The 10,384-nt window shown below is 65.6% G+C and carries 13 protein-coding genes; 3 read left to right on the top strand and 10 right to left on the bottom strand.

The annotated features are described in order from the left end of the window. Positions 1-240 precede the first annotated feature (240 nt). The 7 genes from GO308_RS13305 to GO308_RS13275 form a co-directional block, all read right to left on the bottom strand. Positions 241-636, bottom strand: coding sequence for a hypothetical protein (locus GO308_RS13305; protein ID WP_240885802.1), 396 nt, complete (start codon positions 634-636; stop codon positions 241-243). A 250-nt stretch (positions 637-886) separates the two neighbouring features. After that, positions 887-1,498 (bottom strand): lytic transglycosylase domain-containing protein, encoded by a 612-nt coding sequence (locus tag GO308_RS13300; protein WP_240885801.1) that lies wholly within the window; start codon positions 1,496-1,498, stop codon positions 887-889. Next, positions 1,486-2,025, bottom strand: coding sequence for a S26 family signal peptidase (locus GO308_RS13295; RefSeq protein ID WP_240885800.1), 540 nt, complete (start codon positions 2,023-2,025; stop codon positions 1,486-1,488). The genes GO308_RS13300 and GO308_RS13295 overlap by 13 nt, the downstream gene beginning before the upstream one ends. After that, positions 2,018-2,245: a helix-turn-helix domain-containing protein gene (locus GO308_RS13290; protein ID WP_240885799.1), complete on the bottom strand. Its 228-nt coding sequence runs from the start codon at positions 2,243-2,245 to the stop codon at positions 2,018-2,020. Before GO308_RS13290 ends, GO308_RS13295 begins: the two co-directional genes overlap by 8 nt. A gap of 173 nt (positions 2,246-2,418) precedes the next feature. Then, positions 2,419-2,739: a DUF736 family protein gene (locus tag GO308_RS13285; protein WP_240885798.1), complete on the bottom strand. Its 321-nt coding sequence runs from the start codon at positions 2,737-2,739 to the stop codon at positions 2,419-2,421. 438 nt (positions 2,740-3,177) lie between these two features. Then, a complete protein-coding gene (locus GO308_RS13280; protein WP_240885797.1) occupies positions 3,178-3,534 on the bottom strand; it encodes a hypothetical protein in 357 nt (118 codons plus the stop codon). After that, the gene (locus tag GO308_RS13275; RefSeq protein WP_240885796.1) at positions 3,531-3,896 is read right to left on the bottom strand and encodes a hypothetical protein; all 366 of its coding nucleotides are present in this window, start codon (positions 3,894-3,896) and stop codon (positions 3,531-3,533) included. Before GO308_RS13275 ends, GO308_RS13280 begins: the two co-directional genes overlap by 4 nt. Positions 3,897-3,998: 102 nt before the next feature. On the opposite strand from GO308_RS13275, the gene GO308_RS13270 reads away from it, so the two are divergent. Both GO308_RS13270 and GO308_RS13265 read left to right on the top strand, forming a co-directional pair. Further along, on the top strand, positions 3,999-4,445 hold the full coding sequence (locus GO308_RS13270; RefSeq protein ID WP_240885795.1) for a helix-turn-helix domain-containing protein: 447 nt from the start codon (positions 3,999-4,001) through the stop codon (positions 4,443-4,445). Beyond that, positions 4,445-4,771 (top strand): YnfA family protein, encoded by a 327-nt coding sequence (locus GO308_RS13265; RefSeq protein WP_240885794.1) that lies wholly within the window; start codon positions 4,445-4,447, stop codon positions 4,769-4,771. Before GO308_RS13270 ends, GO308_RS13265 begins: the two co-directional genes overlap by 1 nt. Positions 4,772-4,903: 132 nt before the next feature. Here the strand turns inward: GO308_RS13265 and GO308_RS13260 are convergent, their stop codons facing one another. The 3 genes from GO308_RS13260 to GO308_RS13250 all read right to left on the bottom strand — a co-directional run bounded on the left by GO308_RS13260 (position 4,904) and on the right by GO308_RS13250 (position 8,269). Next, positions 4,904-6,745 carry a ParB N-terminal domain-containing protein gene (locus tag GO308_RS13260; RefSeq protein WP_240885793.1) on the bottom strand — a complete coding sequence of 614 codons (1,842 nt, stop codon included), beginning with the start codon at positions 6,743-6,745 and terminating at the stop codon, positions 4,904-4,906. An 85-nt stretch (positions 6,746-6,830) separates the two neighbouring features. Then, positions 6,831-7,247, bottom strand: coding sequence for a DUF2958 domain-containing protein (locus tag GO308_RS13255; protein WP_240885792.1), 417 nt, complete (start codon positions 7,245-7,247; stop codon positions 6,831-6,833). After that, a complete protein-coding gene (locus GO308_RS13250) occupies positions 7,244-8,269 on the bottom strand; it encodes a zincin-like metallopeptidase domain-containing protein (RefSeq protein ID WP_240885791.1) in 1,026 nt (341 codons plus the stop codon). The genes GO308_RS13255 and GO308_RS13250 overlap by 4 nt, the downstream gene beginning before the upstream one ends. A gap of 872 nt (positions 8,270-9,141) precedes the next feature. On the opposite strand from GO308_RS13250, the gene GO308_RS13245 reads away from it, so the two are divergent. Then, positions 9,142-10,356: a phospholipase D family protein gene (locus GO308_RS13245; RefSeq protein ID WP_240885790.1), complete on the top strand. Its 1,215-nt coding sequence runs from the start codon at positions 9,142-9,144 to the stop codon at positions 10,354-10,356. Positions 10,357-10,384 lie beyond the last annotated feature (28 nt).

The following is a 10,384-nucleotide window of genomic DNA, read 5'->3' as shown; positions in this document are numbered from 1 at the left end:
TGGCTGCGCGACGTCATCGAACGCATGGTGGACGGCCATCCCGCCAACCGACTCGACGATCTCCTGCCGTGGAACTGGGCGGCTAATCATCGTCTGGCCGCCTGACGTGCAACGACCGGACGGATACATTGCCCCGAAACCCGCCAATCCCAGCTTCTTCCAGTCCGAACCCCAAGCGAGCCGAGGCAAAAAGAAGAGCGACGCCCTTACATGAGCGCCGCTCCTCGATATGTGCGATGATCATCCTCGCGCGAACGCCTCGCGTGCCGTCCGTTCGCGCCCGAATGTGCGCCTGCCCATCATCCCGTGAGCGTTGCCATCGCCATCGACGATCATCACCGCGACGAACCATTCGCCATCCAGCCGCCCCAGGATAGCGACCCGATCCAGCTCGAAATCCTCATCGTCCAGGCTCTCATATGCGCCGATCCACCGCTCCTCGAGCCGTGCATCCCAGTTGAAATCCACGTCCTCCGCTTCGAGAAACCGATGTGCCAATGCCTCTCCGACACCGCGGCCGAACTCGATTTCGAGACCCGAAATCAGCGCCGCCATCACGCGGTCTGTGACCCTGGCCGATGCCACGCCAACGCTCTGCATCATGCTCATAACCTGCTCCTTCTTCTCCTCGACCATTCGAGGACGACACCTCGACGACGGTCGGCGGAGCGGCTGTCAGGGCCGCTGGAGGCGCAGCCGGAAGCGCCGCGTCAGCGGCGGCGGAGGAACCGATTTTGTTGCGCAGCTACGAACAAAAGCGCGCGCGAAGCGCGCTCCATATCGCAGCAAAATTGGAGGTGCCGCCGGCCTTGATAGCCGTTCCGGCGGCCGTCATGCTGGGCCTTGCCGAGACGAGCCCACCCTCTCCACAATCGCGACGGAAGATCTATCGCGGGCTCATCTCGCTGCCCAACGTCACGAAAATGCTGCTCGTCGGCGCGGTTGACGATGGCGTTGTCGCCTGTCGCCGCACCCCCAGTAAGAAAAAAATCGATACGGATGCCGGTGTGCTTATCGCGGTTGAACCCGTTCCGCTGCCGACCAGGGTTGCCAGATAGGCACGCGTTTCCTCGGGAAGCGGGCGTCCCGAGGCCAGGTGATCGGCGTAGCGCCCCGGCCCCGCATTATAGGCCGCAAACAGTCCGGGATAACCAAACCGATCGTACATCGACCGCAGATAGCAGCTGCCGGCAACGATATTGTCGCGCGGATCATGGGGGTCGAAGCCGAGCGCGAGACGCTGGCGCATTGCCGTCCAGGTGGCGGGCATCAATTGCATCAGCCCCATCGCGCCAGCGCGGCTGGTGATCGGGCGACCGCCGAGTGTCGTCAGCCCGCCGCTTTCGGCACGAATGACGCGCTCGATCCAGGCGACCGGCACCCCGCAGCGCGTCGCTGCTTCGTCGGTGTAGGGCCGCCAGCGCGCGACCGGATCGCGTGCGGTCGGAACCGCTGAGGCAAGCGCCGCCGCCATGAGCGACGTGATCACCATGTCCATAGCACATGCGCACGGCCGATCAGGTGACGGCGGTCGCTCACCCCGAAATAGCGACCGTCGAACGACGCGGGGCTGTCAGTCATGAGCAGCAGGAGCTGGGTCGCGCCGAGTCGCAGGCACCCATGCCACCACGGCATTGCACGATTGTGGGCATCGAATCTGAGACGCGCGGCCACCGACCGGCCATTGACGAAAATGAGGTTTCCCCGTGCGCAAACGCGATCGCCCGGCATTGCAGCGACGCGTTTGACCAACGGCACGTTGGCCGGAAGATAATGACGGGTGGCAGCGAGCGAGCGATACGGTTCGGCAAGCGGCGCAATCACCATGTCGCCCTTCCTGATGCCGTCCGGCGCGGTGATACCATAGAGGCCGATGGGTGCGCTGGCGCTGGCGTTCCAGACCAGCAAAGGCCGAGGCGGTAAGGCGATGGTGGCCGCAACGGCGCAGCCGAGCGCGGCCAGCGCGACGCTGGGCGCGGCGGGAATGCGTCGCTTTGCGCAGACATCTCGATGCAGATCAGCCATTGTCGGCCTCCCCCAGCGACCAGGCATCGAGATCGTCGATATGGTAGCGGATATGGCGGCAATGCCGGCGGAAGCGCGGTCCGGTTCCGCCAGACCGATGCTCCTGAAGCGTGCGGGTCGAGACCCCCAAATAATGCGCCGCCTGCTCGGGACTGAGGAAGGGGGATCCCTTCAGCGCACGCGCTGCGCGCGCATTCTCGTCATCGTCGTCTGTTGCCATTTTAGACCTCGCTCGTTCCGGGCGCGGCCTCACGCCGCACCTCGCGGCGATCGAGGTGCAGGTTGCAAAGCGGATCGGGCAGGGTCGGAAACGGCTATACGCGATTCCGACCCCCCCTTCGGGTTCAGCCAAGGTGGCTCCCACGCCCGGCGAGGGCGCGGGAGCCGATGGGTTCAGTCGGCCGGACTCCAGATGATCGCGAAGGCGTCGTCATCATCCTGCCCGGCGGCGCGGCCGAGATTAGCGTAGAGCCGGCGCGGGCCGAATTCGGGCGCGGCGAGTGATAGCGACACATAGTCCTTGCCGCTCATTTCGCCGCGCCGGACCCATCCGGCCCCGACCTCGACGCCCGCCGCCGACACGCGATAGTCGGGGTGGGTGTCGCCGGACTTGCGGGTGTTGGGAATGATCTCGATGTCGGTGCGGATCGAAAGCGTCTTGAGCTGGCCCTTGAAGCCTTGTCCGTCGCGGGTGACATAACCGATGGCTGGCATTGTTCGTCTCCTGAAAAGTCGCCCCGAACCGTTTCCGGGCGATGGGCGGACCGGAGGGACGGTCAAGGCAGGCCCGCGAACCGGCAGGCCGAAGCGGCAGCGGAGGACCGGAGCCGGAGGCTTATTTGAAGCGAAGCGACCGCGAGGAGCCCGCCTTGGCGGGCGGGGAAATAAGCCGTGCGGCGATGGTTTCGTGGGACTGCGACCGTCCCAGGTCATGCGCCCGAGGAGCCGGAAACGGGCTGGAGACGCGGCAGAATCGATGACGAACCATGCAGCCGGTACACCCTGCGTAAGGGAGGCAACAAGGACAGCGCGGACGCGCCACCGCACTGATCCGGATCTTGCCAGGCGCATAGCACGACCGCATCGACATAGCCCCGGGCCAGGCGCCGCGATGGTGCCGCATGGATGGTGCGGCACGAAGGAGCGGCCGGTCTAGCGGCGCAGCACCCCGGGCGCGATCGGTTCGATTCGCGGCCAGAACAGCGCCAGCGCCATCATCGTGGTGGCAAATCCCATAACGATAAGCGTTAGGCGGGCGGGACGCCGGTTGCTCGAACGGCTCTGATAACCGATCCAGAACCAGCCCACGGCGACTGCGAGCACCGCGATCGGTGTCATCCAGCGATAGGCCCCGGAGAACCAGGCGAGCGCACCGCCGACCACGCCGAGCATCGCCGCTGGCAGCGCGAACGGCAGGACGCAGCATATTCCACAGGCAAGCGCGGCGGTGGACACGGTGACCGCAACCGCGCCGGCGGCCTTGGTCTCGGAGAGGCGGCCCCCGGTCATACGCCGCACGCTCCAACGCACCCGCATTCTCTGGCCATGGCTCCGCTCTTCGACGCGAACGGCTCGAACAATGCTTCGGCCGCGTCGCGCGCTGCCTCCGGCGCAACGATCGTCAGGCGGACCACGTCGTCCAGTGCGGCGATGTCGAAGGCAAGAAAGGCACAGCAGTCCTGCTCGCCCGCCACCATTCGGCGCACCTCTTCAATGGCGCCAGGTTCGTAATCCAGCGCAAGGCGAAGGTCGTCGCGCCGCGACCTGCGAAGCGCGCGGGCATTGAGATCGGCGATCCATTCGAGACGTTCGTTTAGATTGCCAGCATCGAGCGTGCAGGCGATCGGCGCGGTTTCCCATTGTTCGGTCAATATTGGTCTCCTCCACCCGTCCAATCATGGTTGCGGCGGGCGGCGATCATTGTAGGAGTTGAAGCTACTTGAGGTTCAAGCCCCATTTTCACGAGGCCCTTCATGCCCGGATACAAGATCGGCGAACTTGCCGAACGCACCCGCACCAATGCGCCCACTATCCGCTATTACGAGCAGATCGGCCTGCTCCCACGGCCCGACCGGCAGGAAGGCAACCAGCGGCGCTACGCCGATGCCGATGTCCGGCGGCTGACCTTCATTCGGCGCTGCCGCGATTTCGGCTTCTCGATCGACCAGGTTCGGGCGCTCGTCACGCTGGTCGCGGACCGGTCACGCTCCTGCCTCGAGGCGCGCGAGCTGGCACACGCGCGCCTGCTGGATGTGCGTGCGAAGCTGCGCGAATTTCGGGCGCTGGAGAAGAGTATTGCGGGCTTCGTGGCGCAGTGCGACGCCGAGTGTGTGGGCGGCCCGGGTCCGGACTGTGTGATCCTCGACGATCTTTCGTCACGCGAGCCGAAGGATACCGGCTGTTGCGAGATGGCCGCATAATGCCGACGATTCTCGCCTATGTCGGTGCCGCGCTCGCCGAAATCGCAGGCTGCTTCGCCTTTTGGGCTTGGCTGCACCTCGGCAAATCGTCCTGGTGGCTGCTGCCGGGGATGGTGTCGCTCGCACTGTTCGCATGGTTGCTGACGCTCGTCGACAGCGCGGCTGCTGGACGCACCTATGCGGCCTATGGCGGCGTCTATATCTGCGCGTCGCTCGTCTGGCTTTGGGCGATCGAAGGCGTGCGACCGGACCGCTGGGACGTGACAGGCGCGGCGGTCTGCCTGATCGGCGCTGGCATCATCCTGCTGGGACCGCGCACCACCTGATGCCCTGCACCGATCAGCCAGGGAGCGGGCAACCACCAATAAACCGCGCGCCGCCGCCGGGACGGCGGCGGCGCGCGGCCGGATTTCGAGGGTTTGAAGATGAGAGGGGCGGCTGACGCCGCCCCTCCAAGGTCAGGCGGCGAGACGGTCGGCCCCGCCCTCCTCGTCGGGGTCCGGAAGGGCCATTACCGCGCTCGGCGCACTGGGGTCCGGTTCGTCGTCGCCCGGAACCCGCCGCTCGATCTCCCGCGCCGCCTGCGCCTTGGCATGGGCGGCAACAGTGCCGACGCCGCCGCGCGCGGTGTAGGCGGCGGGCGGGAACGCCATCCAGCGCGGCACCCAATTCTCGCGCCGCTCGCGTCCGTTGGTCCCGTCGAGATGATCGCGGACGATGCGTTTCAGGGTCTTGGTCTTCTCCCCCGCATTGGCGCTGGCGACGGTTTCGCCCGCCACCTCGGCGACGATCCGGGTCAGCACCTCCCGGTCGCGGATCAGCTCGAAAAAGGCGTCGTCGGCCTGCCAGCAGCGGGCCATATCGACGCCGATCTCCATACCCACCGCCTCGACGGCGGCGCTGCCCGACGCCAGCGTTTCGCCCATGACGATGGCGATCACCTCCATGACGACCGTGTCGGGAAGGTCGAGCAGCCGCTGGAAGATGCCGACGACGCCATAGTCGTCGCCATTGCCCCCGGTCACGGTCGGTTCCTCGGCGGAGAAGCCGAGAACTGCCAGCACCGCGCGGCGGCGCTCGTCGAAATCCGCTTCGGCCTTGCTGTTGTCGAGGCTGTCGCGCACCTCGTCGTTACGGGTGGATTGCTGTTCCGGGCCGACCCGCCAGAGGTGCGAGCAGCCGATGGCATGGGCCACCATCAGGCGCAGTGCGATGGCCGGATGGCCGGTCAGCGCGGCGCGGACGGCGGCATGGCGATGCAGGTCGACATAGGTCTGCATGGTCGATGTCACCTCGGGCCGCGCCGCTTTCTGGCCGGTCCCGTTTTCCGATCCCTCGGCCTTGGCGATCCGGCGGGCTTCCTTGCCCGACACATAGCCTTCGTGAACGATCACCTCGCCGGTCGCGCGCACGTCGATATAGACGCGCCCGCCCTTGCGCTTGCCGGCCTTCTCATATTCCCATGTCGAGAAATGATCGGACGGCGGCACGATGATCGCGTCGGCCCAGCCCTGTTCGACATAGGCGGCGCGGCGCGCCTCGATTTCGGCATTCTGCGCGGTCCAGAAGGCATCGGCATCGGCGATATAGCGGTCCTCGCCGAACAGGTCGGCGATGGTCGCAAGGCCGCTCGCCTCCACGTCGAACAGCGCATGTTTCACCGGGATCGACTGCCCGCCGAACAGCCATGATTTCAACTGGTGGCCGGTCGGCAGATAGGCATTCTCGTCGTCGGCTAGCGCCAGCCATGCCTTTTGCTGGCTCTTGGACGCCATCGTCAGATGCCGCACGGTCGTCGCGTCGATCCGTTCCTTGCGGTAGAGGTCGCGGATGGCCGGGAGCAGATTGCCGAGCGCCAGCACCCGTTTGACGGTGAGGTCGGGCAATCCGAAGGTCGTGGCGATGTCCTCCACCTTGCGGCCCTCGCGGACAAGGCGGGTGAAATTCTCCCACTGCGTCACCTCGTCGGGGTCAAGCCGTGCCATGTTCTCGATCATCGACGCTTCGATGGCGGCGGCGTCGTCGCCATCGTCTAGGATCGCACAGGGCATCGGCTCCGGTGTCGTATCGCCCGCCGCGCGCCGTTCCTCGGCGACGATCTTGGCGGCATGGAAGCGGCGGCTTCCGGCAACGATCTCGAAGCCATCGGGCGCGCAATTGGGGCGGACGATGACCGGCTGGATGACGCCACGGCTGCGCACGGTCGGCAGGATGTCGGACACGTCCGGGGCTTTCCTGCCGTAGCGCATGTTGGCCTTGCTCACGACCAGCTTGTCGAGCGGGATAAAATCGAGTTTCATGGTCAGCACTCCTTGTGAGTGCCGGTCCGTCGATCTTTCCGGGTGGGCGGACCGGCTTACGATATGCGGCGTTACGCGCCGCGCGTCATCCGCCTTTCCCGCCTTCGGGATCGGTCGGAAGCTCGGGGACCGGCGCGGACTCGATGCGCCAGATAATCGATTGGGCCTGCTGGATCGAACCGGCACGGCGCGCGGTGTCAGCCCAGACCGACAGGCTGGCGGTCGTCGAAAAGCCGATATCGCGCTCGATGCCGAGGCCGAACGGCAGGTGGAGGCTCGCCAGTTCGGACAGGCTGAAACAGCCGAGTTCGGGACAGCCGAAACCGAGGTCGGCCAGCCCGAACAGCGTATCGCCATCGCCGTAAAGCTCGGTCGCAAGCCATGTCGCCGCGCCCAGCGGGTTGAAGAATTTGACGACGGGCACGGGATCATGATCGCTCTCGGCGGAGCGGTCGGCATTCACGCGCAACGCGGCGTGAAGCTCGGGGGTCAACAAGATCATGCCGCCCTCCGTTCGCCAATGTCGGCTTGGGCAGCCTCGGCTCGGGCGGCGGCGTGCCGCGCCAGCAGCCAGTCGGCGGCCTTGCTGGCGGCGCTGGCGGCGCGGAAGATCGCGCGGTTATCCTCGCGCAGCACGTCGAGCCAACTGCCAAGGTAATCGGCATGGCGGACGGTCGGAACGATGCCGAGGGCCGCGCAGAGAAAGGCCGAACCCATTTCGGCAATCAATTCCTCGCGGGCATAATCCTTCGATCCGAAGCTGTTGACGAGGTTCCGGTTCAGCCGCGACTTGTGGCCACTGCCGTGACAAAGTTCGTGCAGGCACGTCCGGTAATAGTTGATCTGCTCGAAGAAGGCCGGTTGCGGCGGCACCTGCACATAATCCTGCGCGGGCACATAGAAGGCGCGGTTGCCGCCGACGCGGAACTCGATGCCGCTCGCTGCGATCACTTCCTCGGCGATCGGCACGATCTGGCGTTCGGGCAAGGGGGCGGGATCGGGCGCAAGGCCGGGGCGCAATCCCTCGCACTGCGCGACGTTGAACACGGTAAAGCGTTTCAGGAAGGGAATGGTCTTGGCATCGCCGCCGGTTTCGACGGCGCGCGCCTTTTCGGCCTCGGGGGTGAAGCGGTCGGCATAGACGACGGTGGTGCCGCGTTCGCCCTTCCTGACCGCGCCGCCCGCTTCCAGCGCTTGGCGGAAGGTCAGCCAGCCCTGCGAGGGAAAGCCATGCTCGATCACCGCGCCCCACAGGATCAGCACATTGACGCCGGAGTAATGCCGCGCGGTCAGCGCGTTGCGCGGCAGTCCGGGAGCGGTTCCGCCGGGGCGCCCCCAAGGCTGCACCCACGGCACGCGCCCCGCCTCCAGTTCTGCGATGATCCGCGCCGTCACCTCGTCATAAAGGTTGGTGCGGCTCGGTTCGCGGCTGGTCCGGGCAGCGGCCACGGGCTTGGTCGCGGCACTGGCGGCCTTGTGCTTGCCACGCTTGCCGCGCGCGGGAGCGGTCGGGGAGACACGCATCGTTCACCTCCTGCACCGCCCCAAAACCACCATGGCCTCCCCGGAAGCGGGGGTGGGCGGCAGGATGCGAACCGGAGAGGACCGCTTGAGCGGCGCCGGCACCCAGCGGGCCGCAACGCAGTGAAGGAGCCGGGCACAGCCCGGCTTGCCGGGGACGCGAGCGGGCCTAGCAGGGAGCGCCGCCCACTCCCGCGCCACCGGGAGAGGCCACCGACAGCGCCGCCGCGTGAGCGGCGACCGCAGCGCTTCCCGGCGGCGAAGCCGCCGCCAGCAAAGGGATGGCTCCCCGGCCGGCGCGGGCGGATCAGCGGTGCAGGGTCGGGCTTCGCGAGGCCATGGCGGCAATTGTCGCCGGCCTCGCGAAATCGGGCGCACCGCCCGACCGAGAGGCCGGAGTGCCTGCGGGGCCGCCATCGGGCGCCGCACCCTGTCCGGCTGCGCAGCAGTCCGGCAGTGTGCGTCCTCAGCCCCGCTCTATCTGGGTCAGCGGACGCTGACCCGCGCCAGCCGATCGTTACCGCCAGGCCGAGACCCGACAGCGGGGCTCGGGGGCGAGAAGCCTGGCTTCGAGCCGTAGAGCGCGGTCGCGCCGCTTCATCGGCGCGAGGCGCCTGCTCTCCACCCGATCGTGGACCTTCCGGCACACCATTGTTATCCTGAAACCAATCTTTCACCGGACAACGGTTCCGGCAGGAACGCGCCGAATATTGGCCGTTCAACCTTCAGATTGTTGGCCTGAAAGCAAACATCACATCTAAAATGGTGACACGTCCGAGATTAGGTATGATCCAATCAACCGGAATTCCTATGCCGCCTTTGGGGGGCCAGTTAAGCTCGGCCAATAAACAACAGAATGGAAACCAGGGCAGAGTATGAAAATATCGTTGCTTGAGGCAAAATCGATCGCGCGACGCCTGTCGGCTCTCATCGAGAAGCACGATCGCATTTCGATAGCGGTGGCCTGGGGCGGGATCACCTCGGTCGCCGAGACACTTCTCGCCAACAAGTCGAAATTTGAATCCATCCTTCTCGGCGTGGATTTCTCCGCGACGGATCCGGATCTCATCGACCGACTCGTTGGCGTTCCAAACGCCTTCGTCGCGAAGAACCGGCCGGGCTGTTTCCACCCCAAGATCTTCTATTTCCAATCCGGTGCCAAGGCCGAGGCGATCGTCGGCAGCGCCAACTTTACCAAGGGCGGGCTCGGTTCGAACCTGGAGGCGAGTGTTCACGTCAAGGGCGCCGCCGATGACTCCTTCTTCGATCAAATCCGGGACCAGTTGGAGCGCTACAAGCCCCTGCATCTTCCGATCACTAAGCCGCTGGCCGAGAGCTATCGCCGTCAATCCAAGGCTGCCGACAGCGCGCCGAGGCCAAAAAATCCCGTTCTACCGGACGAGGCCAAAGACTGGGCGCGCGTCAATGCGCCACTCGCGGTCATGTCTTGGAAGGACTTCGTCAAAGACGCTCGGGCGGATCTCCATCACGACTTCAAAAAGCGGATGAAGTTACTGCGTGCGATCCAACAGATGTTCTCGAAGGCCCCATCCCTTGGTGATCTGTCCGCCGCTGAGTGGAAGGGCATCGCAGGCGTCCTCGGCGATGTCGAAGCGGATGCTACGCGACTCGAGGGCCTCGACTGGGGCTGGTTCGGATCCATGGGTGGGGCTGGTACTTTCGCTGAGCTGATTGGATTGCAAGACCCCGCACTGGCGGAGGCTCTGGACTCGATACCGAAGCGCGGCGACATAACCGAAGCCCAGTTTGACGACTATGCCGGAGCTTTCACCGCTGCGTTTTCGGGATCCTCACGAACAGCACGCCTTGCACCGGCGACCCGGCTCCTAGCCATGAAACGTCCCGACTTCTTCGTCTGTGTGAACGGCGGTAACAAGACGGGTCTCGCCACGGCGCTCTCGTTTGCGCCGACCACGCTCTCGCTTGAGAATTATTGGGCGCGCGTGATTGAGCCGATCCAACAGGCTCCCTGGTACAACACGCCGCGCCCGTCAGGGCGGGACATGGAGCTGTGGGAATCCCGCGTCGCCATGCTTGACGCCATCTACTACGAACCGCCGTCCAAATGAGATGTCTCATGAATATATCAGGGCAAGC

The organism is Sphingomonas sp. SFZ2018-12, assembly GCF_022496715.1.
GTDB lineage: Bacteria > Pseudomonadota > Alphaproteobacteria > Sphingomonadales > Sphingomonadaceae > Sphingomonas.
This window is presented reverse-complemented; position numbering and strand designations above follow the sequence as displayed.

Excerpts from the sequence above, each read along its gene's own strand:
- GO308_RS13255 (WP_240885792.1), bottom strand. The coding sequence starts at position 7,247 with ATGATCTTGTTGACCCCCGAGCTTCACGCCGCGTTGCGCGTGAATGCC.
- GO308_RS13285 (WP_240885798.1), bottom strand. The coding sequence starts at position 2,739 with ATGCCAGCCATCGGTTATGTCACCCGCGACGGACAAGGCTTCAAGGGC.
- GO308_RS13290 (WP_240885799.1), bottom strand. The coding sequence starts at position 2,245 with ATGGCAACAGACGACGATGACGAGAATGCGCGCGCAGCGCGTGCGCTG.
- GO308_RS13250 (WP_240885791.1), bottom strand. The coding sequence starts at position 8,269 with ATGCGTGTCTCCCCGACCGCTCCCGCGCGCGGCAAGCGTGGCAAGCAC.
- GO308_RS13305 (WP_240885802.1), bottom strand. The coding sequence starts at position 636 with ATGGTCGAGGAGAAGAAGGAGCAGGTTATGAGCATGATGCAGAGCGTT.
- GO308_RS13280 (WP_240885797.1), bottom strand. The coding sequence starts at position 3,534 with ATGACCGGGGGCCGCCTCTCCGAGACCAAGGCCGCCGGCGCGGTTGCG.
- GO308_RS13260 (WP_240885793.1), bottom strand. The coding sequence starts at position 6,745 with ATGAAACTCGATTTTATCCCGCTCGACAAGCTGGTCGTGAGCAAGGCC.
- GO308_RS13300 (WP_240885801.1), bottom strand. The coding sequence starts at position 1,498 with ATGGACATGGTGATCACGTCGCTCATGGCGGCGGCGCTTGCCTCAGCG.
- GO308_RS13245 (WP_240885790.1), top strand. The coding sequence starts at position 9,142 with ATGAAAATATCGTTGCTTGAGGCAAAATCGATCGCGCGACGCCTGTCG.
- GO308_RS13265 (WP_240885794.1), top strand. The coding sequence starts at position 4,445 with ATGCCGACGATTCTCGCCTATGTCGGTGCCGCGCTCGCCGAAATCGCA.
- GO308_RS13295 (WP_240885800.1), bottom strand. The coding sequence starts at position 2,025 with ATGGCTGATCTGCATCGAGATGTCTGCGCAAAGCGACGCATTCCCGCC.
- GO308_RS13270 (WP_240885795.1), top strand. The coding sequence starts at position 3,999 with ATGCCCGGATACAAGATCGGCGAACTTGCCGAACGCACCCGCACCAAT.